This window comes from Streptococcus cristatus ATCC 51100 (genome assembly GCF_011612585.1).
Lineage (GTDB): Bacteria > Bacillota > Bacilli > Lactobacillales > Streptococcaceae > Streptococcus > Streptococcus cristatus_H.
The window spans coordinates 815,123-840,904 of sequence record NZ_CP050133.1 but is presented as its reverse complement, the minus strand read 5'-3'; the positions used below and the strand labels follow the sequence as shown (position 1 = coordinate 840,904).

Annotated in this window: 22 protein-coding genes, 1 pseudogene and 1 CRISPR repeat array; of the genes and pseudogenes, 5 read left to right on the top strand and 18 right to left on the bottom strand. The window is 41.5% G+C overall.

What is annotated here, in order from left to right:
- Window positions 1-45 precede the first annotated feature (45 nt).
- From HBA50_RS04160 to HBA50_RS04150, 3 genes are read left to right on the top strand one after another with little or no spacing between them, the layout of a single operon-like run.
- Window positions 46-975 (top strand): FAD:protein FMN transferase, encoded by a 930-nt coding sequence (locus tag HBA50_RS04160; RefSeq protein WP_306452458.1) that lies wholly within the window; start codon window positions 46-48, stop codon window positions 973-975.
- A gap of 19 nt (window positions 976-994) precedes the next feature.
- Window positions 995-1,603 (top strand): NADPH-dependent FMN reductase, encoded by a 609-nt coding sequence (locus tag HBA50_RS04155; RefSeq protein ID WP_015604723.1) that lies wholly within the window; start codon window positions 995-997, stop codon window positions 1,601-1,603.
- Between the two features lie 22 nt (window positions 1,604-1,625).
- Window positions 1,626-2,858 carry an NAD(P)H-dependent oxidoreductase gene (locus HBA50_RS04150; RefSeq protein WP_045496876.1) on the top strand — a complete coding sequence of 411 codons (1,233 nt, stop codon included), beginning with the start codon at window positions 1,626-1,628 and terminating at the stop codon, window positions 2,856-2,858.
- Between the two features lie 89 nt (window positions 2,859-2,947).
- Here HBA50_RS04150 and HBA50_RS04145 read toward each other — a convergent pair whose 3' ends face one another.
- The 13 genes from HBA50_RS04145 to brnQ all read right to left on the bottom strand — a co-directional run bounded on the left by HBA50_RS04145 (window position 2,948) and on the right by brnQ (window position 17,388).
- Window positions 2,948-4,342: an IS1182 family transposase gene (locus HBA50_RS04145; protein WP_045499729.1), complete on the bottom strand. Its 1,395-nt coding sequence runs from the start codon at window positions 4,340-4,342 to the stop codon at window positions 2,948-2,950.
- A gap of 134 nt (window positions 4,343-4,476) precedes the next feature.
- Entirely contained in the window at window positions 4,477-5,028 is a 552-nt protein-coding gene (sdbB, locus tag HBA50_RS04140; RefSeq protein WP_045496869.1) for a thiol-disulfide oxidoreductase-associated lipoprotein SdbB, read from the bottom strand.
- Window positions 5,029-5,040: 12 nt separating this feature from the next.
- Window positions 5,041-5,748 (bottom strand): thiol-disulfide oxidoreductase-associated membrane protein CcdA2, encoded by a 708-nt coding sequence (gene ccdA2, locus HBA50_RS04135; RefSeq protein WP_045496866.1) that lies wholly within the window; start codon window positions 5,746-5,748, stop codon window positions 5,041-5,043.
- Between the two features lie 186 nt (window positions 5,749-5,934).
- On the bottom strand, window positions 5,935-7,638 hold the full coding sequence (locus tag HBA50_RS04130; RefSeq protein ID WP_045496864.1) for a cache domain-containing sensor histidine kinase: 1,704 nt from the start codon (window positions 7,636-7,638) through the stop codon (window positions 5,935-5,937).
- On the bottom strand, window positions 7,635-8,369 hold the full coding sequence (locus HBA50_RS04125) for a response regulator transcription factor (RefSeq protein ID WP_045496862.1): 735 nt from the start codon (window positions 8,367-8,369) through the stop codon (window positions 7,635-7,637). The genes HBA50_RS04130 and HBA50_RS04125 overlap by 4 nt, the downstream gene beginning before the upstream one ends.
- A gap of 59 nt (window positions 8,370-8,428) precedes the next feature.
- Window positions 8,429-9,547 carry a peptide-methionine (R)-S-oxide reductase MsrB gene (msrB, locus tag HBA50_RS04120; protein WP_045496859.1) on the bottom strand — a complete coding sequence of 373 codons (1,119 nt, stop codon included), beginning with the start codon at window positions 9,545-9,547 and terminating at the stop codon, window positions 8,429-8,431.
- Window positions 9,548-9,562: 15 nt separating this feature from the next.
- Window positions 9,563-10,126, bottom strand: a complete 564-nt coding sequence (locus HBA50_RS04115) for a TlpA family protein disulfide reductase (protein ID WP_037586209.1) — start codon at window positions 10,124-10,126, stop codon at window positions 9,563-9,565.
- Window positions 10,127-10,194: 68 nt separating this feature from the next.
- On the bottom strand, window positions 10,195-10,515 hold the full coding sequence (locus HBA50_RS04110; protein WP_005589795.1) for a hypothetical protein: 321 nt from the start codon (window positions 10,513-10,515) through the stop codon (window positions 10,195-10,197).
- 27 nt (window positions 10,516-10,542) lie between these two features.
- On the bottom strand, window positions 10,543-11,253 hold the full coding sequence (gene ccdA2 / locus HBA50_RS04105) for a thiol-disulfide oxidoreductase-associated membrane protein CcdA2 (protein WP_005589794.1): 711 nt from the start codon (window positions 11,251-11,253) through the stop codon (window positions 10,543-10,545).
- 143 nt (window positions 11,254-11,396) lie between these two features.
- Window positions 11,397-12,431, bottom strand: coding sequence for a HAMP domain-containing sensor histidine kinase (locus HBA50_RS04100; RefSeq protein WP_045496856.1), 1,035 nt, complete (start codon window positions 12,429-12,431; stop codon window positions 11,397-11,399).
- Window positions 12,428-13,126 (bottom strand): response regulator transcription factor, encoded by a 699-nt coding sequence (locus HBA50_RS04095; protein ID WP_045496853.1) that lies wholly within the window; start codon window positions 13,124-13,126, stop codon window positions 12,428-12,430. Before HBA50_RS04095 ends, HBA50_RS04100 begins: the two co-directional genes overlap by 4 nt.
- 80 nt (window positions 13,127-13,206) lie before the next feature.
- On the bottom strand, window positions 13,207-15,819 hold the full coding sequence (locus HBA50_RS04090) for a PavB family fibronectin-binding SSURE repeat adhesin (RefSeq protein WP_166492633.1): 2,613 nt from the start codon (window positions 15,817-15,819) through the stop codon (window positions 13,207-13,209).
- A 237-nt stretch (window positions 15,820-16,056) separates the two neighbouring features.
- Window positions 16,057-17,388: a branched-chain amino acid transport system II carrier protein gene (gene brnQ, locus HBA50_RS04085; protein ID WP_045497698.1), complete on the bottom strand. Its 1,332-nt coding sequence runs from the start codon at window positions 17,386-17,388 to the stop codon at window positions 16,057-16,059.
- 230 nt (window positions 17,389-17,618) lie between these two features.
- Between brnQ and HBA50_RS04080 the strand changes: the two genes are divergently transcribed.
- Both HBA50_RS04080 and HBA50_RS04075 read left to right on the top strand, forming a co-directional pair.
- On the top strand, window positions 17,619-18,632 hold the full coding sequence (locus HBA50_RS04080) for a YdcF family protein (protein ID WP_045496848.1): 1,014 nt from the start codon (window positions 17,619-17,621) through the stop codon (window positions 18,630-18,632).
- A gap of 56 nt (window positions 18,633-18,688) precedes the next feature.
- Window positions 18,689-19,372, top strand: coding sequence for a B3/B4 domain-containing protein (locus tag HBA50_RS04075; RefSeq protein ID WP_045496846.1), 684 nt, complete (start codon window positions 18,689-18,691; stop codon window positions 19,370-19,372).
- A 91-nt stretch (window positions 19,373-19,463) separates the two neighbouring features.
- On the opposite strand, the gene HBA50_RS04070 is transcribed toward HBA50_RS04075, so the two are convergent.
- The 5 genes and pseudogenes from HBA50_RS04070 to cas6 all read right to left on the bottom strand — a co-directional run bounded on the left by HBA50_RS04070 (window position 19,464) and on the right by cas6 (window position 25,769).
- Window positions 19,464-21,236 carry an ABC transporter ATP-binding protein gene (locus tag HBA50_RS04070; RefSeq protein ID WP_045496844.1) on the bottom strand — a complete coding sequence of 591 codons (1,773 nt, stop codon included), beginning with the start codon at window positions 21,234-21,236 and terminating at the stop codon, window positions 19,464-19,466.
- A 9-nt stretch (window positions 21,237-21,245) separates the two neighbouring features.
- Entirely contained in the window at window positions 21,246-22,982 is a 1,737-nt protein-coding gene (locus tag HBA50_RS04065; protein ID WP_045496841.1) for an ABC transporter ATP-binding protein, read from the bottom strand.
- A gap of 226 nt (window positions 22,983-23,208) precedes the next feature.
- Window positions 23,209-24,033: a CRISPR direct-repeat array (repeat unit 29 nt; unit sequence GTCTCAATTCCTTATAGGTAAGGTATAAC).
- A 164-nt stretch (window positions 24,034-24,197) separates the two neighbouring features.
- Window positions 24,198-24,686: pseudogene (gene cas1, locus HBA50_RS04060) on the bottom strand (CRISPR-associated endonuclease Cas1).
- A 118-nt stretch (window positions 24,687-24,804) separates the two neighbouring features.
- On the bottom strand, window positions 24,805-24,963 hold the full coding sequence (locus HBA50_RS04050; protein WP_160290160.1) for a hypothetical protein: 159 nt from the start codon (window positions 24,961-24,963) through the stop codon (window positions 24,805-24,807).
- 77 nt (window positions 24,964-25,040) lie between these two features.
- Window positions 25,041-25,769, bottom strand: coding sequence for a CRISPR-associated endoribonuclease Cas6 (gene cas6, locus HBA50_RS04045; protein ID WP_166492632.1), 729 nt, complete (start codon window positions 25,767-25,769; stop codon window positions 25,041-25,043).
- Window positions 25,770-25,782 lie beyond the last annotated feature (13 nt).

The following is a 25,782-nucleotide window of genomic DNA, read 5'->3' as shown; positions in this document are numbered from 1 at the left end:
TAATAGAGACGATTAAGAAATTTAATAGGGAAGGTTGTGATAAAAGTGGATCTTAAGTCTAGATCCATCCATTTAATGGGATCAACTATTACTATTTCGATTCTCCATGAAGATGCTGACAGTCTTCTGGATCAAGTGTTTTCACTTCTTAGATTGTACGAAAAGCGTTTTAGTGCAAATGATGACAGCTCTGAGCTCATGCAAATCAATCACGCTGCTGGTAAACATACCGTCTGCGTCCATCCTGATCTGTTTGAGCTGATTGAGTTGGGAAAAAAGCATAGTCTCGCTCCAGACAGTCATCTCAATATTACCTTAGGTCCCTTGGTTCAAACTTGGCGGATAGGCTTTGCGGATGCGAAAGTTCCCAGTCCCAAAGAAATCAAGCAAGCGCTGGCACTCACTGACCCTGAGTGTATCGAGTTAGATGCAGCTGCCTCCAGTGTCTTTTTGACAATGGAAGGCATGAAAATCGACTTAGGCGCCCTTGCCAAAGGCTATATCGCAGATAAAATCGCTGCTTTTCTAAGAGGAAAAGGTGTCACCTCTGCCCTCATCAATCTTGGTGGAAATATCTTAACCATTGGTCAAAATGAAAAAAATAATCGTTGCTGGTGGATTGGCATTCAAAATCCAAGTCTGCCACGGGGAAATAACCTAGCTCTTCTGTCCGTTCAGGATCAGTCTGTCGTGACCTCAGGAATATATGAAAGAAAACTGCAAGTTAACGGCAGGGTCTATCATCATATTTTTGACCGCACCACAGGTTATCCGATCGACAATCAGCTAGCTAGTCTCACGATTGTTTCATCAAAATCAGTCGATGGTGAAATATGGACAACCCGTTTATTTGGGGAAAGTCCTACTTCTATCTTAGAAAAAGTCGAGCAAGAAAATGGAATCGAAGCCTTCGTTATTACAGAAAATCATCAAATTTTTTATTCATCTGGTCTCAGCCCAGAAATCTTATCCTAAATCCAGAAAGGAACCTACTATGTTAAAATTCATCGGTCTAGTTGGTACAAATTCAAAGAAATCAACCAACCGCCAACTCCTTCAATATATGCAAAAGCATTTCGCTGATAAAGCAGAAATCGAGTTGATTGAAATCAAGGATATTCCTATTTTCAACAAACCGGCAGATATGCAAGTGCCAGAAATCGTTAAAGAAATCGCTGCGAAAATTGAAGCAGCGGATGGTGTTATCATCGGAACACCTGAATACGACCACTCCATCCCAGCTGCTCTCATGAGCGCCTTGGCTTGGTTGTCTTACGGTATCTATCCTTTGCTTAGAAAACCAGTGATGATTACAGGGGCTTCTTATGGAACACTAGGATCGTCTCGTGCCCAACTGCAACTCCGTCAAATTTTGGATTCTCCAGAGCTCAAGGCCTCTGTTATGCCGAGTTCTGAATTCCTACTTTCTCACTCACTTCAAGCCTTTGATAAAAATGGGGACTTGATTGATCTTGAAACCATTCAAAAATTAGACGCTCTTTTTGACGACTTCCGTCTGTTTGTTAAAATTACAGAAAAATTATCAAGCGCCCAAGCACTTCTTCAACAAGAAGCAGAAAACTTTGACTGGGAAAATTTGTAAGAATTAGAAGGGAAAGAATCACATGAAATTTGTTGGACTTGTCGGCTCAAATGCAGACCAATCATACAACCGTAAATTACTAGAATATATCAGAAAACAATTTAAACTGAAATTTGAATTAGAAGTTTTGGAAATTGATGAAGTTCCACTCTTTAATCAAGATGAAAAATGGGACGAATCCTTCCAGCTACGCCTTTTGTACAACCGCATCACGCGCGCTGATGGTGTCATCATTGCTACTCCTGAGCACAACCATACCATTACAGCAGCTCTCAAGAGCGTCCTTGAATGGCTCTCTTATGAAGTTCACCCATTTGAAAGCAAGCCTGTCATGATTGTGGGAGCTTCCTACTACGACCAAGGAACGTCTCGTGCCCAAGTACATTTGCGTAAGATCTTGGATGCTCCAGGTGTCAATGCTTATACGTTACCAGGAAATGAATTCCTTCTTGGTAAAGCGAAAGAAGCTTTTGATAATGAAGGCAACATCACAAACGAAGGAACTGTTAAATTCCTTGAATCTTGCTTAGATAACTTTGTAAAATATGTTGAGGTAGTCTCAAAATTGAAAAAACCTAAACCAATTGCTCCTGAAGACTTAGATGTCACGAACCCAATCGCAACAACCATCACAGAAGTTGACCCTGACGATCCAGAATGGGTAGAAAAAGCTGCAAAAGCTGTTGGTGCTGTTTCTGGCGATACCTATGTCAAGCTTGACCATGGTATCCTGACTGTTAACCAAATCGACATGTTCTTAAAGGCTATGCCGTTTGAATTGACTTATGCAGATGATAACAACCAGTTCCTTTACTATAACAACGCTCATCAAGATCCGGACACTATGTTTGCCAAACGTGTACCATCCCAATCAGGTGGCCGTCTCTCAACTCTACACAACTCTCTTCCTGCTGCTCGCATGAAGAACGTAGAATGGGTAGTTGGTGTTCTTCGTAACGGTGATCAAGAGTACGTTCGTACAATCGTGCCGGGCTCACCAGCAGGTGTTATCAATACCCACAACTACCAAGCAATGTACTATCCTGACGGATCCTACGCTGGTATCAACGAAATCGTCTTCAACTTCCAACCTTGGCTAGATTGGTATCTAAAAACAACTGGTCAACGCTTGGTTGGAGGAAGTGGTCCTTTTGCTCCTGCAGCTGCAGCAGCCGATGCCACTTCTGGTGCTTCAGATACTGGCGGTGGTCACGGCGGTGGAGATGCCGATGCAACATCTGGCGCTAGTGCTTAATCAGAACAAAATGAAAAGAATGGATTTTTACATCCATTCTTTCAGATTGAAGACAAACATTCCAAATGGTGTTTGTCTTTTTCTGTTTGTCAGGCTAATATTTCATCTTTTGATAGAATAATGGTCATTTGAACAAAATAAAAAGGCTTGTCCACCCTCATTTTTACTAGTTTTTTAAGATTCAAACACGCCAAAGTAAGCCCAACCTTATCTTCCATTTTGGACTTTCCTTTCTCTCTGGTGTATCTCAAGTTATGATATTCCTTAGCAGTCCCAAAGAGTCGCTCAATTGTTTCCTTGCGCTTCTTATAAAGCTCCTTCATCCCTCTTTTGTGGCGAATCTCTTCACAAAATTCAAGGTCATCTTTCCATACATGTCTTGTGATGACTTTCTGCTGATTCTGGCTCTGGGTACAAACTGATGATAGGGGACAGGCGACACATACTTTTGGATCACTCTTATACTCACGGTAGCCTGCTCGGGTCGTCGTGCGATAGGTTAACACTTGGTTCTCTGGGCAGAGGTAACAGTCATAGAAGGCATCATAAACAAAATCACCGGGCCTTAAGTTCCCTTTTACACCCTTGGGGCGGGTATAGGGAAAGACAGGGATGATGTTTCGCTCTAATAAATAATGAGCAATAGCTGGGGTCTTATAGCCTGAGTCCGCAATAATGTAGCGTGGGGAGAAAGCTTCTATCTTTGAAAAAAGGGCAGGGAAAGCCTGACTATCGTGTACATTTCCTGCTTCAACACTATAAGCTAGTGCCCAACCATGCTTGTCACAAGCTACCTGGGCAGAATAGGCAAATACTTCCTTGTGTTGACCCTTGTGGAACCAGCCACTCTCTGGGTCTGTCCTTGAGATTTTCTTTTCTTTAGCCTCGCTTTCTTTTGCGGGCTTTAAGGACTTTTTTTCATGTTTCCTCCTATCTAAATCAATCTCAACTTCCAATTGCTCACTCATAAATTTAGCTTGTTGGGCAACCATTTTCTTACGATATTTGTGACTGTTAGCTGCCGCTTTGATGTGAGTACCATCCACAAATAGTTCCGAAGGATCAATTAAGCCAGCACATAAAGCTTGATGGAGCACTCGCGAAAATATCTCTGAAATTAATTCTTTATCTTGAAAACGACGACTGTAATTCTTTCCATAGGTGGTAAAATGAGGGACCTTGTCATCCAAGCTTAGTCCAAGAAACCAACGATAAGCTACATTTACTTCAATATCTTTAATGGTTTGGCGCATGGAGCGAATGCCATAAAAACATTGAATCAAAGAGATTTTGACTAACATGACAGGATCGAGACTAGGACGACCATTATCTGGACTATAGGTGTCTTCTACCAAGTCATAGATAAAATCAAAATCAAGCTTTGAATCCACTTGGCGAAGAAAGTGATCCTCTGGGACCAATTCGTCGATCGTATAGAAGCCATATTGGCAGCGATGATAATCAGGTTTTTCTTTGTGAAACATAGAGAATACCTCACAATTCTTCTCACCTCTATTATACGACTTTACAAAAAGAAAAGCCCTTAGAAAAGTGTCTTCTAAGGACTTTGTCTTCAATCTGAAAGAATGGATTTTTACATCCATTCTTTTTCTTTATTTTATTTCATTTCCTTGAAGGCCTTTTCTGCTTCTTCGTTGCTGATTGCTCCAAAATGAATCTTCCCAATTTTTCCTTTGCTATCAATGAGGATTTCTGTTGGAATACTGCGAACCTGATAGGCTTGGAAGATTGCACCAGACGTGTCAAATAGAACGGGCACATCCTTATATCCTTGTTCTTGATACCATTTTGGGAAGTCCTCAACAGACTTCTCTCCTTGGAGACCCGGTGCTACAATAGACAATATTTCAAAATCACGGTCTTTTTTACCAGCTAATTCGACCAATTCTGGCATACTTCGCTTACAAGGTCCGCACCAAGAAGCCCAGAACTTCAGATAGACTTTTTTTCCACGGTAATCAGAAAGCTTGACAGTTTTTCCATCCATCGACTGAAGAGTGAAGTCCGGTGCCTCCTGACCAACTGCAACCTGCGATTGGACACTTGTACTGGACTGGCTTTGACTATCCATCCCCTTTTCATCAGATGAACAAGCTGATAGTGTCAGAAAAGCTATCGAAGCAACAACTAACGAAAGAATTTTTTTCATCTTTTTCTCCTTTTATCCAAAAATTCCTGATAAGGCATTTAACTGCCCGAGCATGAGAAGGATTCCCATAAAAATGATTAAGGCTCCTCCAATTTTTTTCATTAGCCCCATATAGGGTTTGATTTTTGAAAAATAGCGCATAACGAAGCTAGAAGCTAAAGCCAAGATGAGAAATGGTAAGGCCATTCCCAAAGTATAAACCAATGTTAGGAGCGCTCCTTGGATAGCTCCATTTCCTCCAGAGGCAGCTAGAGCCAAAACCGAACTAAGGACAGGGCCAATACAAGGTGTCCAACCAAAACTGAAACTAATACCAAGTAAAAAGGCTGACAGAAAATCATTCCGACGACTGTTCTTCTTAAATTCCACATTTTTCTGGAATTGTAACTGCCTGATATTAATCAGCTCCATCTGGTGAATTCCTAGCAAAATGATGATGATCCCCATCAGATAACGGAATTTCTCATCGTAAATCACCCTTCCTAAGAATCCTGCACCGAAGCCTAGTAGAAAGAAAACTAAAGAAATTCCAGCAATGAAACACAGGGTCTTGATCAGACCAGTCCAAGCGATCTTTCTGCCTAAAAACTTGACTTCTCTAGGCTCTTCTTCATCCAGCAATATCCCTATGTAGACTGGTAACAAGGGAAAGATGCAAGGCGAGAAAAACGAGAGAATTCCAGCCAAAAAGACCGAAACAAAAAATAAACCAGACTCCATCCCAACCTCCTTTAAGATGTGTTTTCAATATTATTATAACAAACGATTTAAAATTTTCCACATTTTGCTACACTATCCTCATCTTTGTATAATTTAGCAGAGAAGCCGTCTGTAAAAGGCCTATTTCATTCCTAAACAGCAAAAAAGCCGGAAAGTTTCCGGCTTGAGTACTGAAGGATAGCGAACTTAAGCATCTGTTACTAGCGGCAAATAAAGACAAATCTGGGTGAATTTATCTGGTTCAGACTGGATTTCCATATGGTAGTCGTCTCCGAACTGCAACCTCAAGCGTTGATCGACATTTTTCAGACCGACACCACCTAAGCGAAGGAGAGTCTGGTCCTCTGAATTTTGGAGATCAAAGCCGCGGCCGTTATCATAGATAGACAGTATCAGCCGCCCCTCTTCTGCTTTCGACGTCACCCGAATCATGCCTTGTCGGTCAATTTCCTTGATGCCATGGTAGATGGCATTTTCAACCAAAGGCTGAAGTACTAGCTTGGGCAGTTTATAATCAGCTATGGATTCATCCTCTTCAATCGCATACTGGAGCTTGTCGCCATAGCGTTGCTTCTGGATAAAAAGATACTGACGAACGTGGTCAATCTCATCTTTGAGAGAAATCTGTTCATGCCCTTGATTGAGTGCCAAGCGGAAATACTGGGCGAGTGATTTTGTTACCTCAACAACACGCTTGCTGTCATTAAACTCAGCCATCCAGACAATCGTATCCAAGGTATTATAAAGGAAATGGGGGTTGATTTGAGCCGAGAGAGCTCGGAGCTCATAACGACGGACATTTTGTTCTTCAGCCTTGACAGCTTCCATCAGTTGTTCAATTTGGTCCAGCATTTTATTAAATTGCTGAGCCAAGTCAACCAACTCTGGAGAACCCTTTGCTTCCGCCCGAAGGTTTGATTCGCCTGCGCCAATCTTTAGAATAACTGCTTGTAAATTCTGCAGAGGCTTAATCCACAAACGCAGGACAAACCAAATACCAGTCAAGCATATCAGGAGTGCTAAAACGCCCAGTCCTATAAAAGAATAAAGCATCTGTGACTGAAGCATCTGCAATTGCTCTAATGAAGCAACGCCAATTAAAGTCCAGTCGCTGTCTGCGATATCAATTTGATAGACAAAAGCTTGTTTCTGGCCTGCGTAACCATCCTTGACCGAAATATAGGGCTGCATAGCTTTCATTTCCTGACTGGAGGAATAAACACTCTTCTTGGGATGGTAGACAAATTCATGCTGGCTATTGACAATAAAGCTAAAACCCTTCTTTCCTAGCTGAAGCCGATCCAGATAGGCTTTGAGACTGTTATAGCCGATATCCAAACGTAAAACACCGAGATTCTGCCCTGCTTCATCCACTACTTCCTGAGTGACGGAAACAACCCACTTCTCCTTCTCTGATGACAGAGACTCCTTGCGAGCAGGAGTCAAGACAGGCATGGCTTTGGTATGAACAGCTTCCTGATACCATTTTTCATTCATCATATCAGAGGATGTCTGCATGCTGATTCGAGAATCTGTTGAGACCACGCGCCCGTCCTTGGTAACCAATACTGCCGACACCAAATCTGGATCAGTCTCAATGATGGTTTTCATCAAAGCCTGAACTGACTTTTCGCTGCTTTCTTGATTATGAGCAAACTTACGAATCGTTTCTTCCTTGCTCAGTGTGGAGGTGGTTTGTTTTAATTTCTGCAAATAGGAAGCAATAAACTGCCCGCTTTGCTCCATACTATTACGCGTCGTCCGCTCTGTCAGCTGCCGAATAGTCTGCGAGCTAGTCTGATAGTAGAGACTCCCAACAAACCCCAAGAGTAAAAGAACCAGCAGAAAAATATAGACAATCAACTGGATAAGAAGCGGATATCGTTTCATTTCTCCTCTCCTTTTTTAAACTGCCGAGGTGTCAGCCCGACCACCTGCTTGAAGCGTTGAGAAAAATAGTTCATATCGTCAAAACCTACCTGCTCTGCTATTTCATAAATCTTCAAATCTGTGGTCAAGAGTAAGAGTTTTGCTTTTTTCATCCGCTCTTGGATCAGATAATCCTGAAAGGGCAAGCCTAACTCTTTTTTGATAAGAACGCTGAGGTAGGACGGACTAAACCCCAATTGGAAAGCCAAACTTTTCAGACTTAATTCTGAATCAGCTAGACGCGCTTGAATAGCTTCTTCCAACTCAGAACGTTGGCCTTGATCGACCAAGTTTTGAATCTGGGCTTTTTTACGCTCTTTATCAAGCTTAGTCTGCACCTTAGCCAACATTTCCTCAACATCATCCTTGGAAAATGGCTTGAGAAGATAGTCATCTGCACCTAGCTTAATGGCCGTCCGAGCATAGTCAAAATCATCATATCCCGTCAGAAAAACGATATGGCACTTAGGAGCCTGGTCTCTGACTAGCTTGGCCAGTTCGAGGCCGTTCATCTGTGGCATATTGATATCAGTCAGCAGGATGTCAGCAGGATTTTTCTGAAACTTTTGCCAAGCTTCTATTCCATTTTCAGCCTGGGCAATGACTTGCATACCAAACTGTTCATAGTCTACCAAGGATGCAATACCCTGTCTCACCAGATACTCATCCTCTACAATCATAATTGAATACACAAGATTCAACTCCTTATTTATACTGGATTTATTATAGCAAATTTCCAATCAAAATGCTCTTAAACATAATCCAAAAGATAACCGTAGCCCTTCTCCTCCATCTCAGCTTTGGGAATGAACTTGATTGACAGACTATTGATACAATAGCGTAAGCCACCCTTGTCCTTAGGACCGTCTGTGAAAACATGGCCCAGATGGGAATTTCCAACCCGACTACGAACTTCCGTTCGTGTCATATTGAAGCTCTTGTCTTCTTTGTAAGTCGCAACATCCGGACTGATAGGACGTGTGAAACTCGGCCAACCGCAGCCTGAGTCAAACTTATCCTTTGATGAAAAGAGAGGCTCGCCTGTCACCACATCCACGTAGATACCAGCATCAAACTTATCCCAATAGCGGTTAGAAAAAGCCCTCTCTGTGTCATTCTTTTGTGTAACTGCGTATTCTTCTGGCGAGAGCTTAGCCTTAATCTCTTCATCGCTAGGCTTAGGATAGCGACTAGCTTCGATAACAGGATAAGCAGCTTGATTAACATCGATATGGCAATATCCATTAGGATTCTTTTTTAGGTAATCCTGATGGTAATCTTCTGCTTTGATAAAGTTTTTTAGAGGTTCTTTTTCGACAGCTAAAGGCTTATCATATTTCTTAGCAACTTCATCAAAAACTTGATTGATGGTATTCAAATCTGCTTCGTCCTTATAATAAACACCTGTCCGATACTGGGTACCCTGATCATTTCCCTGCTTGTTTTTAGAAGTTGGATCAATAATGCGGAAATAGTGAAGTAATATTTCTTTGAGAGATATCTTTTTAACGTTATAGGTGATTTTTACCGTCTCAGCGTGACCAGTTTGAGAGACCAATTCATACTTGGTCGTGTCGCTCCTACCATTTGCATAGCCAGACTCAGCATCAATTACACCTGGCACACGAGAAAAGTACTCTTCTACTCCCCAGAAACAGCCGCCAGCCAGATAAATCTCCCGCTTGTCCTCTTCCTTGACATCTTCTTTCTTTTGTTTGGTCACTTCTGTCTTGCTCATAGAGGCTTTCTTGATTTGCTCAATATTGGCCTGAGATGAGTTAATAGACATGGAGCCCTTGATTAAGAAAAATAGACCAAAACAGGCAAGCAAGCCAATCAAAATCAGAAATACCTTCCATTTGCCTTCCATGTTTATTGCTCCTTTCTACTTGATTTCTTTCAGTGTTTTTTCAATATCTTCCTTGCTCATATAGCCCACATGAGTTTTAGCAAGTGAGCCATCACTATTGATAAAGAGAGCAGATGGATACGAGCGAATACCGTATTCTTTCAGCAATTCTCCCTTGGTATCCATGAGAACTGGGAAGTCTTTGTAGTCCAAAGACTTGTACCATTTCTTAAAATCATCTGCTGACTTTTCTCCATTAAAGGTCGGAGATACCACTGATAAGACGACATAGTCCTTCCCTTCCTGCTCCTTAGCCAAATCATTGGTATCTCCAAGAGTGGATAGACAGATAGAGCACCAAGAAGCCCAAAATTTTAGATAGACTTTCTTGCCTTTGAAATCAGACAACTTGTAGGTCTTGCCGTCTACTCCTTGTAGACTAAAGTTCTTAGCCATTTTTGTAGCTTGATTAGAATTTGCCTTACTAGTCATGGAACTTTTATCATTTTTAGAAGCTTCCGAATTCATTTGCTGATTTGAGCAAGCTCCCAATAAACCGACACAAAGCAGACTAGCAGTCAAAATCGATAGTTTCTTTATCATTTTCTTTCCTTTCAAAATAAGGAGAAAGCCGACAAAACTGACGACTTCCACCCTTATTGATAATTTTATTTTTCAGATGACATTTCGGATGAATCTTTCATGTCATCCTTCATGCTTGAATCGCTTGATTTCATATCATCTTTCATGTCAGACTTACTTTCGGATATCATAGACGAGTCCTTCATGTCATCCTTTTTCATCTTATCATCAGACATGCTAGAGTCTTTCATATCCTCCTTCTTCATGTCGTCTTTTTTCATATCCTCTTTCTTCATCATGCTGCTGTCATCCATCTTTTTCATGTCTGAATTTGACTTTTGACTGGAGCAAGCAGCCAAGGCAAAGATACTAAGAGTAGCCATTGTAAGGGTAGCGATTTTTTTCATGATATTTCTCCTTTAATTATATAATATTTATCCAAATAGTGACGCTAAAGCGTTTAGATTTCCGAGCATAAGCAGAATTCCCATGAGAATGATGAGTGCTCCACCAATTTTTTTAAGTGTTCCCATATGAGGTTTGAGTTTGGCAAAGCGCTGTAATACCCAGCCAGAAGCCAAAGCCATGGCTAGAAAAGGAAGGGCTAAGCCAAGTGTATAAACCAACATAAGCAAGCCTCCCTGAAGAGCGCCGTTACCGCCAGAAGCAGCAATTGCTAAAACAGAGCTCAGAACAGGTCCCACACAGGGCGTCCAACCAAAGCTAAAGGTGATACCCAAGAGAAAAGCGTTAAGAAAATCACTTCTTTTACTATTCTTTTTAAGTTGGATGCTCTTTTGCTTTTGCAGCTGCTGGATATTGATGATTCCCATCTGGTGGATTCCCAGTAGAATGACAATCCCGCCCAGAACATAGCGAAACCAAGGGGCATAGAGGACTTGCCCTAGAGCGCCAGCTCCGTAGCCCAAAACCAAAAATACAGTAGATAGACCTGCTATAAAGCAGAGCGTCTTAGCTAGACCATACAAGGAAATATCTTTTCCCATAAACCGAACTGTTTTCGGCTGATCCGAATCCAGCAAAATTCCTACATAAACCGGCATAAGCGGTAAGATACAAGGGGAGAAAAAGGAAAGAATCCCCGCCAGAAAAACAGAAATAAAGAACAAAAAACTTGTTGCCATTTCAAAAACCTCTCGATCATTTTTCTGACTCTAGTATAAAATAAAAATCCCCCTAAAAATAGGGAGATCGATTTGAAAAAACTTGAATTTGATTTTATCTTTGCTAAATCAAGAATTGAAAACGTTCACCAATTGCTGTGGATTTATGTTAAGTTAAGAGCAAATGTAAAAGTGCTTCCTAGACCACACTGGCTTTCGACCGTTATTTCTCCACCCAGCTGATGAGCCAACTCACGCGCAATAGCAAGACCTAGACCATGCCCGCCTGTCTTCATATTACGAGATGTTTCCACACGGTAAAGGCGTTTGAAAATCTTATCCAAATCCTCAGGAGCAATACCCTGTCCTTCATCCTTCACACTTATTGTCAAGATTGGCTCAGTTAATTGAGCCACGACCTCAATTTTAGTTCCAGGGTCTGAATACTTAAAGGCATTATTTAGCAAGTTGACCAAGATACGAGAAAGTTTATCGTAATGGCTCTTAATTTTCGCTGACTCAGGAGACACTTGAATGTAGATGTCTCGCTCCTCCTGCTCAATCAATAGTTGAAATTCACTCATGACCTCAATCAATAGCTGGTCTAGAAAGACTATTTCAGCTTCTCCATCTGATTCTATTCGAGGCTGGGCATTAAGAGTCAAAACATCCAATTCTTCCACCAATTTATTCAAACGCTCTGTCTGACGGCTAATCGTGGTCAAGTAATGAATCTGCTCCTCTTCTTCGATCACTCCATCTAAAATCCCCTCCACAGTCGACTGAATAGAGGTAATGGGAGTTTTAATATCGTGAGAAAGCTGGGCAATCATCATTCCTTTTTCTCGTTCACTTTCATCAAGCGATTCAAACGTTTCTTGCAAATTATGCGACATATCGTTAAAAGCCTGACCTAACTCTTGAAATTCGATAGGGCCCTTGGCGTCAATCTCTGTACTAAAATCCTTGTCAGCTATATTCTGAGCCTGTTTTTTCAGATGCCGAAGGGAAGAAAATACTGGCGATAAAAGAAAGAGACTGACTGCCGCTCCTATAAAACTAGCAATCAAGGTCATTCCAACTAGGAAATAAATCTCGCTTTTTACAATCAACATTCGCTGGACTGCCCAGAAAACGAGTAAAATCGTTAGTAGGCTAGAAATCAGATACCCCACCAGAATGTAACTTTTTAATTTCATTTTATACCTCGTGCTCCTTCCATTTTATACCCCAGACCCCAGACAGTTTTGACGGCAGGAGTGTCTGAGCTGGCATACCTGGTCAATTCCTGTCTCAGAGCATGGATATGAACATTAAGGGTATTGGTATCATCTACGAAGTCTTCCTGCCACACCTTTTCGTAAAGCTCCGTCTTTGAAAAAACTCTCTCAGGATTACTAGCTAAAATCCAGAGCAATTCAAAGGATTTCACTGTTAGTTCCAAAAAATGCTCTCCGATGCGAGCCTCATGAACCGCATGATTCATCACCAAATCACCGAGCTCAATTTGTTCGATCTCGCCTCCACGATGAAGTCGGCGCAAAATATTATTGACTCTTAGAACTAGCTCACGCGGACTAAAAGGTTTGGCTATAAAATCATCTGCTCCTAAGCTCAAACCGTAAATTTTGTCTTGATCGCTAGTCTTAGCCGTTGTAAAAAGAAAAGGCTGATCAGGTGCTATATACTGAACCTCACTGATAAACTCATAACCGTCCATATTCGGCATCATGATGTCCGTGATGATCAGGTCAACAGATTTCTTTCTGAAAAGATCCAACCCCTCCACGCCATCTCGAGCCACTAAAACATGGTAGCCATCCTGCATAAGATAGCGCTTTTGAATATCTAGAATATCCATCTCATCATCAACGAGTAAAATTGTCTTTCCCATTTGCCAATCTCCTGATAAAAACAGTGTTATACTGGCTTTAGTATAACACTATTTTGAGTAATTTTTAAATGATTTGAACCTTAATCTTTTTGTTTTTCTTTCAAACCTAGAAGGCTAAGAATTCCTGCCAAAGCTAGTCCTAAGAAACCAATGGTAGCTGTAGCTGTTTGAGCTTCACCAGTTGTGGGTAACGTAGCCTTATCATTTTTTTTCATCGTATCTGCCATCGGCTTAGAAGTTGGGTGTTGCCCCTTCACATCAGTCATGCGATGATCTACTTCCTTCGTACCCTCAGCTGTACTCATAGAATCTGTTGCAGAAGGCTTCTTATTCATCTGGCCTTCTTGAGATGGTGTTGTAGAAGGTTTCATATTCATTTGACCTTCTTGAGATGGTGTTGTAGAAGGTTTCATATTCATTTGACCTTCTTGAGATGGTATTGTAGCCATTTCTTTTCCACGAAGCTGAATCGTTACTTGACGAGTCGCGATAAGATTTGTCAAATCTGGTTTTCCATCTTTAGCACCATAGACCTTGACAGTCGCTTGGTAAGTGTGAGTTCCATTAGTGCGAAGTTGGTCAAGAAGAGCTTGTCCATCTTTACCTGTAGTATTGCCATTCAAATCCACTTCGTAGAAGTATTGACCTTTCGCCAAGCCTTCAAGCGGCAAGAGGGCTGGATTGTTAGCTGAACCATTATCTGACCAAGGAGCCTTGTCAGAAGATTTGAGTAAGAGACGCGTCAACATGCCGTCTCCACCGAAAGCTTCATACGGAATAACTTGATTAACACCAGCCAAGAATGGACCGGGAACGTTCGCTTTTTCTAAATAGCTGGCTGGGACGTCAATATGGTCTTTGATATTTTTAGTGACTGAATCTTTGACTGCTTCTTTTGAAACAAGGCCGTTCAAGTTAACAGTTACATTTTTTGTAGCTACGAGATTGGTCAAATCTGCTTTTCCATCTTTAGCACCATAGACTTTGACAGTAGCTTGGTAACTGTGAGTTCCGTTAGCACGAAGTTGGTCAAGAAGGGCTTGCCCGTCTTTACCTGTAGTATTGCCGTTCAAATCCACTTCGTAGAAGTATTGACCTTTGGCCAAGCCTTCAAGTGGCAAGAGAGCTGGATTTTTAGCTGTTCCATTGTCTGACCAAGGAGCCTTGTCAGAAGATTTGAGCAAGAGGCGCGTCAACATGCCGTCGCCACCGAAAGCTTCATACGGGATGACTTGGTTAACACCCGCCAAGAATGGACCAGGAACATTTGCTTTTTCTAGGTAGCTGGCTGGAACGTCGATATGGTCTTTAATATTTTTAGTGACTGAATCTTTGACTGCTTCTTTTGAAATAAGGCCATTTAAACTAACAGTTACATTTTTTGTTGCTACAAGATTGGTTAAATCTGCTTTTCCATCTTTAGCACCATAGACTTTGACAGTAGCTTGGTAACTGTGAGTTCCGTTAGCACGAAGTTGGTCAAGAAGGGCTTGCCCGTCTTTACCTGTAGTATTGCCGTTCAAATCCACTTCGTAGAAGTATTGACCTTTGGCCAAGCCTTCAAGTGGCAAGAGAGCTGGATTTTTAGCTGTTCCATTGTCTGACCAAGGAGCCTTGTCAGAAGATTTGAGCAAGAGGCGCGTCAACATGCCGTCGCCACCGAAAGCTTCATACGGGATGACTTGGTTAACACCCGCCAAGAATGGACCAGGAACATTTGCTTTTTCTAGGTAGCTGGCTGGAACGTCGATATGGTCTTTAATATTTTTAGTGACTGAATCTTTGACTGCTTCTTTTGAAATAAGGCCATTTAAACTAACAGTTACATTTTTTGTTGCTACAAGATTGGTCAAATCTGCTTTTCCATCTTTAGCACCATAGACTTTAACAGTCGCTTGGTAAGCATATGTTCCATTAGTGCGAAGTTGGTCAAGAAGGGCTTGCCCGTCTTTACCTGTAGTATTGCCGTTCAAATCCACTTCGTAGAAGTATTGACCTTTGGCCAAGCCTTCAAGTGGCAAGAGGGCTGGATTGTTAGCTGTTCCATTATCTGACCAAGGTGCCTTATCAGAAGATTTGAGCAAGAGACGCGTCAACATACCATCTCCACCGAAAGCTTCATACGGAATAACTTGATTAACACCGGCCAAGAATGGACCGGGAACGTTCGCTTTTTCTAAGTAGCTAGCTGGGACGTCTACTGAGTCCTTAGTATTTTCTTCAACTCCTTTTTTAACTTCATCTTGAGTCGTTACTGATTGAGAAATAGCTGCTTCACGAGCTTGGTTTGAAACTACATCAAGAGTTGCCACTGGCTTAGTTTCTTCTTTCTGATCGGTAACTTCTGTAATATTCTGTTCTTCTTTGGTTTTTGTTACTTCTTCCTTTGGAGTTAGGCTAGACTTGTCTAAAGAAATAGTTTCATCAGCTACTTCCTTTGAAGCTGACTGATTTTCAGGAAGATTTGAATCCACTCCTTCTTTTAAAACTGTCTCTGGCAACTCATTCTTTTCTAGTGATGATGAATCTGTTTGAAGAACTTCAGTCGGAGTCGTAGTGAGAACATCTGCATGTACAGTGTTTGGTTGACCAACTAGCAAAAAGAAACCACTGGCAACTACGACGGAAGCCACACCCACGCTTAAACGACGGATTGACCAGCGAGCATACTTTTGATTTAGGTTGAATTTCATAAGATTCTCCTTTAGGTTTGTTTTTTTATGAATCTAGTATAATCTCCTAAGATTAAATAGGGATAAGAAAGAGTTAAAATTTCTCTTAAATCTATCTTATAAAATGCTTATATTGTCTTATTGTTCATAAGAAACAACTTGAGTTTCTTCACCAAACATTCCCAGTCTTAAACTTAAATCACCTAATACAATTGGCAATGAGTCAAAAAATCCACCACACTGTGGTGAATTTTCTTCTTATGCTTCAAATTCAAAAGCGTCACTTATTTGCTTGTTTGGCAAAAGGAGCGAGAGCAAGATTCCAACCAGAGCCGGCAGCAACCAAGGTAGAGAAGCTTGAGCAAATGGCAGAGCATTGACCAGATTAAGAATGGCAGTTAGCTTGAATTGTCGTCCCAAAATGCTAGCAAAAGCAATCAGCGTTACCACTGCGATGGTCAACTGCATCCCTGGTTTAGAAAGTGGTAAAAAGCGATTAACCATGACAATCATCACAATCGTAATGGTGATAGGGTAAAGAATTTCCAGAGCTGGAACCGAATACTGAATAATAGCATTCAAACCAAGATTTGCAATAGCGAAACCAACTAGCGTAAAAATGGTCGCATACACCTTATAAGATACTTTCGGGAAGGTATTATGGAAAAATTCGCCAGTTGAGACGATAAGTCCAGCTGTTGTCGTAAAACAAGTCACTGTTACCATAATTGCTAGGAAAACTTGAGCCATCGGCCCAAAGATGGCCTGAGTTGCGGAAGACAAAACAGAGGCTCCCACATTTGCTCCTTTCGGCAAATTCGCTAGATTTAGTGGAAAGTGATTTCCAAGAAAGGCAAGGCCAATATAAAGAACGCTAAAGCCAAGTGCCACAAGAATACCCACGACCCAAATAGTAGAAATATATTCCTTTTTATTCTTGAAACCGAGCTGATTGAGGGTTGTCACGGCAACCACACTAAAAGCAACTGAAGCTAAGGCATCCAGAGTATTGTAACCTTGAAGAAATCCTGCTCCGAAAGCTGAAGCAGCATATTCCGCTGTTGCTCCTTGAGGAGCAGTGGAACCATATTTGGCAGCGCCCAATACAACTAAAACTACAATCAATAGGGCAAAGATTGGCGTTAAATAACGACCAATACTATCAAGGATTTTCGATGGATTAAGTGCAATCAGATAGGCAAAGGCAAAATAAACCAGCGTAAACCCAAAAAGCCAAATGGCATGAGATCCTGCAGGCAACATGGGCTCAATCCCGACAGAAAATGCAGTGGTCGCCGTCCGAGGAATGGCAAAAAAGGGACCAATTGCAAGATAAAGAGCTACCAAGTAAACTACCGCAAACCAAGGGGCAATCTTTTTCGAAATTTCATCAATATAACCCTTGGGATTCAAAGTACCTATAATCAAGGTTAGAATAGCAATACCGACGCCCGATAGGACAAAGCCTCCAATAGCTGGCCAGAAATTTTGACCAGATTCCAAACCCAATTGAGGTGGGAAAATCAGGTTACCGGCTCCGAAAAACATTCCAAACAAAAGCAAACCGGTCAAGGATCCTTTTTTTATCATCGTCATCTCCAGTCTTTTTAAGATTTTTCCATTATACCCATAAACACCACTCATTGCAAGGATTTTGAAATAAAAATCGCCTTTTCTCAACCTTAAGAAAATAGCGGAATGTAATTCGATTTATCACGAATTATTCTTATTTATTTTCGATTTATATCCTATAAGTAATTCCTTTTTTATGAGATGGACTTATGCTATACTAGTTATAAGTTCAATTGCGAGGTTTTAATATGTTACTTCATCTAATCTGGCTCATTCCTGCTGCTATCTTTACTTTTTTATTCTATCGGGAACCTGGAAGTTTATTCAATGCTTATCTCCTGACCTTCACTCTTGTAATGATGGGCATTGTTTTAGCTGGGCTTACGATTGTTAGTCTTGAGCGATTTATTGGTTATACACCAGCTATGATTAGCTTTTATATCCTGCTTTTAGCAATTCCTATTAGTATTTTCGCTTCTACTGCCTATTTGATTTTTAATGGTCGCCAAATGCTACAGCTAGAGGGACTCAGACTAGCCAATCTCCTATCCCTTCTCTACGGCCTAGCAATTGTGGGAATTGGTTTACTGCATTTTCTCGCTCCTCGGTCTTTCCTTGCAATTTTGATTTCCCTCGCTGATTTACTACTATTTTACGGAACCTTTCTCTATCTTTCCTATATCATCTACGCATTCTTTTTAAATATTTTTCCAGTTAAGAAAGAGCCTCAGACTATTATTATCCTCGGTGCAGGATTGTTTGGAGACAAGGTACCTCCTCTACTGGCTCAGCGCTTGGATAAAGGACGAGCCATCTATGAAAAATTTAATCAGAAGCCAGTCATCATTGTCTCTGGCGGTCAGGGAGACGACGAGTGGATTTCCGAAGCAGAGGCTATGGCAGGTTATTTGATGGAAAAAGGAGTCCCAGCTGACAGTATTTTCCTCGAAAATAAATCTCGTACTACGCTTGAAAATCTCATATTCAGTAAAGAGCTCATGCTCGCACATGGATTGGAGCAAGATCGAGTTCTCCTAGTCACAAATTCTTTCCACGCGCTACGTGCAGGGATCTATATGAGACAAGTTGGTCTCAAAGGCCGCAGTATTGGTTCTCGCACGGCTTTCTATTTTCTTCCTTCTGCATGGATCCGAGAAACTGCCGGTTTGATCCGTATCTACTGGAAATGGCATGCGTTTATCATCGGAATTCTACTGCTTCCCTTCCTTTTCTCCTTATTCCACGCATATTTTTCATTGTGAAAAGCCCTTGAAGAAGGTATAATGATGGTAAGAAAAAAAATGGAGGTCCGTCTAAGATGAAATTTACCATTGATAAAAGTTTAGCAGAACTTGGCATCACAAGTGTCGTCCTTGGCATTGCTAGAAACGTCGATCCCCAAGCACCTTTATCAGAAGACTTTCTCCAGAAACAGAAGGAAGCAGAAAACTGGGCCTTGAACTGCAATCTAGCGGAAATCACTGACCATCCGACTATCCAAGGCTACTGTGATTTGTTGCAGAAAGTTGGGCGCAGTGTTAAAAAGAACCCGCCAACAGTACCAGCTTTGATCCGCAATATCCAACACCGTGGCTCCATTCCAAGGATTAACAGCGTTATTGATATTTATAATGTAGAATCCTTGCATTCTCTCCTAGCTATCGGCGGTCATGACCTTGATAAAATCGGTGATGAGATCGAGTTTACTGTCAGTCAGAAGGATGATATTTTCCTTCCTATCTTATCCAAGGAAAAACACGTGGCTCCGACCGACTATGTCTATCGAGATGAAAAAGGCATCCTTGCCTGGCTTGATGTCCGTGACAGCGACCTTTATAAATTTGATAATAGCACTAAAAATGCCATTTTCATTATCCAAGGAAATGCCCATACATCTATCCAAATGCGTCTAGAAGCGCTTGAACGCATCCACCAGGATTTAGCAGCAGCCATGCCAAATCTCGAATTCGAAACCCATGTCATTCAAGTAGACGATCTTTAAGCACCTTTTCACCCGACAAGCTTTTGGTTTAAAACTCCATCAAATTATAAATCAAAAAGGAAACTCAGCTGAGTTTCCTCTTTTTGTATATCTAGTCTTCTTTCTTATCTGAAAATTGACTCATATATAAGTCATGATAGAAGCCCTTGTCAGCCAGCAGCGACTCGTGATTGCCCTGCTCAATGATTTGTCCATCCTTGAGCACCAAAATCTTGTCTGCTTCTTGGATAGTGGACAAACGGTGAGCAATGACAAAGCTCGTCCGCCCCTGCATCAGAGTTTTCATGGCCTTCTGAATCAACAGCTCCAAACGAGTGTCCACTGAGGATGTCGCCTCGTCCAAAATTAGAATCTTAGGATCGGCCAAGAGCGCCCGTGCGATCGTCAGAAGTTGTTTTTGACCCAGCGAAATATTGCTAGACTCCTGATTCATTTCCATATTGTAGCCACCCGGCAAGGTACGAATAAAGTGATCCACATTGGCTGATTTGGCTGCTTCCACAATCTCCTCATCGGTAGCATCAAGGTTACCAAAGCGGAGATTTTCCTTGATAGTCCCTTCATAAAGCCAAGCATCCTGCAGAACCATACCAAATTGCTTACGATAGTCTTGGCGGGATAGCTGGCGGATATCGTGGCCATCCACGCTGATAGAGCCCTTGGTCACATCGTAGAAACGCATGAGAAGATTGATCAAGGTCGTCTTACCAGCTCCAGTCGGCCCGACAATAGCCACCATTTCACCTGGCTGAACTTCCAGATTAAAGTTGCGAATCAGCGGCTTATCTGCCACATATTGGAAGTCTACATCTTTGAAGCTGACCTGACCAGTCAAGTCCTTATCTAGCCGGACAGTATTATCCATGACTTCATCTGGTTCATCCAAAATCTGGAAAATCCGATCCAGCGAAGACTTAGCGCTCTGGAGCTGACCTGCCAGCTGGGTAAGGTTTTGAATAGGCTGATTGACCTGCCAGACGTACTGGACAAATGCCTGCATATTCCCGATGGTCAGCTGACCAGCAATAACCTGCAAACCGCCTACCAGAGCCACGATGAGATAGGTCAAATCTGAAATCCCATTAAGAACAGGCATCATGAGTCCTGAGATAAAGCTGGCTTTAAAGCCGACTTCCTGCAAATTTTGAGTAATAGCTCGAAAATCCTCAGCCGAGGTCTCTTCCCGACCATAAAGCTTGAGAACATTGAAGCCAGACAGATTTTCTTGGACGAAGCCATTCATAGCACCCAAAACATCTGCCTGTTGCTTAAAGTAGGGCTGGGATTTTTTGAGGATGAATCTAGCTCCAAGATAAGTCAGAGGAATGCTGACGATAACGATCAAGGCCAGCTGGATATTCAGATAAAGAACCATCCCAATGACCAAAATAAGGGTCATGACGGCATTGACCACCTGCAAAAAACTTTGTTGAAGTGCATTTGAGACGGTCTCCACATCACTGGTGAAGCGCCCAATCAGATCACCGAACTGGTGCTTGTCAAAGTAGGAAACAGGAATTCGATTGATTTTACGACTGAGCTCATTGCGCATATCGCGAACGGTGCTCTGCACAGCATTGGTCATAAAATAGTTAGAGAAATAAGCACCAATCTCATAAAAGAGGGCACGAATAAAGTAAAGCAGCATAATCCAAGCCACATAGCTGCTATTGATGGCTGCACCGGGTACTCCCTTGGCCATATCCAGCAGATTTTGTGTCAGCTCTGTGATGGCAAGTCCTAGGACAAAAGGCTCTAGGACACTCATGACCACACTGACAATCTTGAGGAAGACTGCAAGAAGCACGGCGGCTTTATAGACTTTTAGATAGCCCCATAAGCGGACAAAACTATTTTCTTTCATCTCTTCCTCCTATTCTTCTGTTAGTGATTGGCTATTGAGCTGGGAATTGGCAATTTCGCGATAGATGGCATTATTTTCCATCAGCTCCTCATGCCGGCCTCGACCCACGATCTCACCCTTGTCTAAGACAATGATTTGATCTGCATCCATAATGGTTCCAACCCGCTGAGCCACGATAAGAACCGTTGCATCCTGCGTCACTTCCTTAAGTCGGCGGCGCAAAGTCGCATCCGTCTTGTAGTCCAGAGCCGAGAAGGAATCATCAAAGATATAAATATCTGGCTCCTTAACAACCGCACGCGCGATGGACAGACGCTGCTTTTGACCACCAGATAGATTGCTGCCACCTTCAGCCAAATGCGTCTCGAAGCGCTCTTCTCTACTCTCAATAAAGTCCCGAGCCTGAGCTACGTCTGCTGCTTGATTAAGCTCCTCAGAGCTAGCATCTTCCTTACCATAGCGGATATTTTCGGCGATCGTTCCGGTAAATAGCAAAGCTTTCTGCGGGATAAAGCCAATCTTCTGACGGAGAGCCTTGAGATTGTAGGCGCGGACATCCACACCATCCACCAAAATCTTGCCCAAGGTCACATCATAGAAACGCGGAATCAGCTGAACCAAGGAAGATTTACCAGAGCCTGTTGAGCCGATAAAGGCGATCGTTTCCCCCGGTTTGGCCTTAAAAGAAATATTATGCAGGACAGGATTTTCTGTCTCACCTGGATAGGCAAAGGTTACATTGTCAAATTCCAGATAGCCACGAGTCGCAGTTTCCGTGATCCCATTCTCATTTGGATCGATGGAAATAGGCATATCCATGACTTCCTTCAGTCGCTCGCTAGAAACCGCCGTCCGTGGATACATGGTAAAGAGACTGGACAGGAGCAGGAAGGATAGAAGGGCATGGAAACTGTACTCGATAAAGGCAACCAAATCCCCGATTTTCAGCTCGCCGCTGCCCAGTGGCTTAAGAGCAAACCAGACAATGGCCACAATCATAGCAATGATAATCTGCACAAAGAGAGGCTCCGTCAAACCCGTCAACTTAAAGAGACGGTTGGAATTCTCCGCATAGATTTCATTTTCATTAGCGAAGCGCTCTTCCAGAAATTCCTCACGGGCAAAGGCTCGAATGACCCGCAGACCGGTCAGATTTTCCCGAGCATACTGGTTGATCTTGTCCAGCGTCTTCTGCTGCTTTTCAGACAGAGGACGCGTCTTGACCGCCACATACCAGACTACGATTGCCAAAAAAGGCACTGAAATCGCCACAATCCAAGCCATGGACGGACTGGTCAGGAAAATCATGAGGATAGACGACAGCATCATGATAGGCGTGATAGCTCCCATCTTGAGCGTTTGCTCAGCAAACTGCATAAGGACAAAGGCATCACTGGTAATCCGCGTCACCAGCGAAGAAACGCCAATCTGCTCGTACTCATGATGGGAATACTCCTGTAGCTTGTCATAGAGATCATTCCTCATATCCCTCACCATGCTGGTCGTTAATTTTCCAGCGGCATAGGAAAGGACAATCCGCCCCAAGATTCCAAGGATAATAACCAGCAGCATGATAAAGCCCCAGAAATACAGGCGTTCCTGATTGCCTTGATTAATCCCCTCGTCAATCATGCGCGCCAAAACCGTTGGCAGCCCTAGATTGACCACTACAAAAAAGATGGCCGACACAAAATCCAGTACCAACCACTTGGGGTAGCGTTTCAAATAAGACCAAATGTAAAGCATAATCCCTCCATTTTTATAACAATAAAAAAGCACTGAAGAGTACTTTTCTTGATTATCCATGCAGCGGCCAACAGCTCCGCCACAATCTCTAACTGCTACTAGTATAGCAAATTATGACGGAAATTTCAAATATTCCTACAAAACAAAAGGCGAACAAATTCTCAGGCTTCCCAGCCGAAAAGAATATGCTCGCTTTTTTGGTGCCTTAGAGACAGACAAAGACACACAAACAATTCCTTATAGGTAAGGTATAACGAAATTTTGAAAAATTCTGGCGGATTTTTGATGAACGTACTCAAGTCCCAATTCCTTATAGGTAAGGTATAACATATTTTTTATAAATAGTTCTTTTAGAAATGAGGTCAATATATGAGTCTCAATTCCTTATAGGTAAGGTATAACTTTCGAAATTTTAAATGGTGAAAAACCAACTGGAATTTCGTCTCAATTCCTTATAGGTAAGGTATAACCTTGTAGCTTACCTAGAAGATGATTATCGGTATAAAATTGAAAAAATGTCTCAATTCCTTATAGGTAAGGCATAACTTAGAGTATTAATTGTACAAACTAATAAACCGATATATTCAATATTGTCTCAATTCCTTATAGGTAAGGTATAACAGTAACTTGCATACCTATCATGAGGAGAGAACGCACGAATTTAAGTCTCAATTCCTTATAGGTAAGGTATAACGGTATGAGGGTCTTTTACTGCGACTTTTATACCAATTTTACGTCTCAATTCCTTATAGGTAAGGTATAACGGTAGAAGGTTTACCTATCTACCATATTGCGCCTTGGAATCTGTCTCAATTCCTTATAGGTAAGGTATAACAAATTAAGAAAGAAGGTGGCTAATATGCCAGTACTTTTCGTCTCAATTCCTTATAGGTAAGGTATAACATAGCCAAAACATAGAAAGAAGGTGATTATAATGGCTATAGTAATTTGTCTCAATTCCTTATAGGTAAGGTATAACTGTCTTATTAGACAAGTATTATTAAAAAGGTGGTGTTTTACTAGTCTCAATTCCTTATAGGTAAGGTATAACAACAGCATTCTCGCTGTTTCTAGATTGATTGTATCAAAAAATAGGGCTTTTTTCAAGATTTCAATGAAAAAAGTCGGTCGATCTTTTTTGTCCTAACGCTTATAAACCGCTTGGTTGACAGCTTTTAAAAAGGAGGCAAAAAATCGAAAAGATCGACCGACTTTTTAATAGTATTTGTAGGGTTTAAAGCGTTTTAAGTTCCCATCCTGCTGCAAGATTCTCTTAAACTGCCGGATGTCGTGCTGGATGAGCTGGGCATAGGTATAGGTCGAGCCTCCCATGACTAGCCTCGTCTGTAGCTTTTCCTCAAAACTTCTCAAGACGATATACTTCCCTTCACGATTCAGATAAACCGAGCCATCTTCCCTTTCTTCAAAATGATCTGTGGCATTGATTTGATGTTTATTGATCAAACTCAAAATCACTCGATCCACGATAACCGGCTTCATATAATCTGCAAAATCCAGATGCAAACTATAAGGACGATTATTTGAAGCATGCAGCACTCCGATTTTAGGATCTAGTCTAGCCTGCTAGATCAAGCGCAGAACACGACTGTATAAAATCGTATTGCAAAAGCTAATCAAGGCATTTAGTGGATCTCGGGGTGGCCGTTTGGTTCGCTTAACAAAAGAAAAACCACTTTGATTCAGAATCTCATTGAAGATAGAGTAAGCATTGTAGGGATTGTGGCTACTCTAGTTTCCCCCTCTTCAGCAAAATACAAGTAACAATTATCTTCTATCTAAATGATCCGTCTATCATATTTTTCTACGGCTCAATAGTCTTAGAAACAAGGCGAGGATTCTGGGCGATAAAGTCCATTGTGTAAGTTTTCAAACGTTTTTCAGGCTTGAAATTCTCTTCATCCAATACCCAATAAACCTTGCTTTCACTGAACGAGCAAGCAAGATTAGTTCTTCTGGTCAAAAAGGGATAATCGGCGCATGACATTTTAAGTCAAGCTCTAACTTACAATTCCTAAATTCCATATCCATTTTATCCTCCTATTCTTCAATTACAAACATTCCGAATCCCATCGAATTCTTCTCACCAAGCCCAACTTGATAGAGGAAATCTAACACCTCCGCATCTCCTCTTATCTCAAATTCTCCTTTCCAACCTGTTATGAGAAAGTCTTTGTATTTGGTAACAAATTTATTTTTTAAAGAAAAATTTATCGGCTCTATATCGAATTTACCTGTCGGTACTTTATGATAATAAGCTTGATATTTCCTCGCAAAATTCTCCATGATTCTGCTATGAAACTCCATATCAAACGGATTGTAATACAATGTTTTTTTAGTGTCAGCATCTGTAGAACGAACCACCAAGGGAGAAATCATCCGAATCTTATAAGAAGTACCCGTTAATTTCTTCTCCCCAATTTTCACATTTAAAATTTTTACAAGGTTTCGACCAATTCGCAATTCATCTAGATTTGACAAGGCCTCTGCAATAGTGAATAAAATGGATTGATCAATCGTTCTAATTTCAAAACGCACCTTATCAAGAAACTCTATTCGTTTTCCTTGCATTTTATATTGACCTTGCAACAATGAAAATGTAAAAAGTTTAAAATATTTATCCTCTAACAGATACCCCCTCTCATGAAGTTGCGCAGACAAGTCTTCCTTATTTTTTAATAAATTATAAATCATCGATTGAAGGAGGTAATTATAGTTCACCGGCAAGATAAACTGATCTATTTTTTGCAGTTCAATCAATAATTGCATCCTAGTTTCCTCC

Bases quoted from the DNA above. Each gene is read 5' to 3' on its own strand.
- HBA50_RS04130 (WP_045496864.1), bottom strand. From the start codon at position 7,638: ATGAAACGATATCCGCTTCTTATCCAGTTGATTGTCTATATTTTTCTG.
- ccdA2 (WP_005589794.1), bottom strand. From the start codon at position 11,253: ATGGCAACAAGTTTTTTGTTCTTTATTTCTGTTTTTCTGGCGGGGATT.
- HBA50_RS04080 (WP_045496848.1), top strand. From the start codon at position 17,619: ATGTTACTTCATCTAATCTGGCTCATTCCTGCTGCTATCTTTACTTTT.
- HBA50_RS04110 (WP_005589795.1), bottom strand. From the start codon at position 10,515: ATGAAAAAAATCGCTACCCTTACAATGGCTACTCTTAGTATCTTTGCC.
- ccdA2 (WP_045496866.1), bottom strand. From the start codon at position 5,748: ATGGAGTCTGGTTTATTTTTTGTTTCGGTCTTTTTGGCTGGAATTCTC.
- HBA50_RS04065 (WP_045496841.1), bottom strand. From the start codon at position 22,982: ATGCTTTACATTTGGTCTTATTTGAAACGCTACCCCAAGTGGTTGGTA.
- HBA50_RS04075 (WP_045496846.1), top strand. From the start codon at position 18,689: ATGAAATTTACCATTGATAAAAGTTTAGCAGAACTTGGCATCACAAGT.
- cas6 (WP_166492632.1), bottom strand. From the start codon at position 25,769: ATGCAATTATTGATTGAACTGCAAAAAATAGATCAGTTTATCTTGCCG.
- HBA50_RS04090 (WP_166492633.1), bottom strand. From the start codon at position 15,819: ATGAAATTCAACCTAAATCAAAAGTATGCTCGCTGGTCAATCCGTCGT.
- sdbB (WP_045496869.1), bottom strand. From the start codon at position 5,028: ATGAAAAAAATTCTTTCGTTAGTTGTTGCTTCGATAGCTTTTCTGACA.
- HBA50_RS04095 (WP_045496853.1), bottom strand. From the start codon at position 13,126: ATGGGAAAGACAATTTTACTCGTTGATGATGAGATGGATATTCTAGAT.
- HBA50_RS04155 (WP_015604723.1), top strand. From the start codon at position 995: ATGTTAAAATTCATCGGTCTAGTTGGTACAAATTCAAAGAAATCAACC.
- HBA50_RS04150 (WP_045496876.1), top strand. From the start codon at position 1,626: ATGAAATTTGTTGGACTTGTCGGCTCAAATGCAGACCAATCATACAAC.
- msrB (WP_045496859.1), bottom strand. From the start codon at position 9,547: ATGGAAGGCAAATGGAAGGTATTTCTGATTTTGATTGGCTTGCTTGCC.
- brnQ (WP_045497698.1), bottom strand. From the start codon at position 17,388: ATGATAAAAAAAGGATCCTTGACCGGTTTGCTTTTGTTTGGAATGTTT.
- HBA50_RS04100 (WP_045496856.1), bottom strand. From the start codon at position 12,431: ATGAAATTAAAAAGTTACATTCTGGTGGGGTATCTGATTTCTAGCCTA.
- HBA50_RS04070 (WP_045496844.1), bottom strand. From the start codon at position 21,236: ATGAAAGAAAATAGTTTTGTCCGCTTATGGGGCTATCTAAAAGTCTAT.
- HBA50_RS04145 (WP_045499729.1), bottom strand. From the start codon at position 4,342: ATGTTTCACAAAGAAAAACCTGATTATCATCGCTGCCAATATGGCTTC.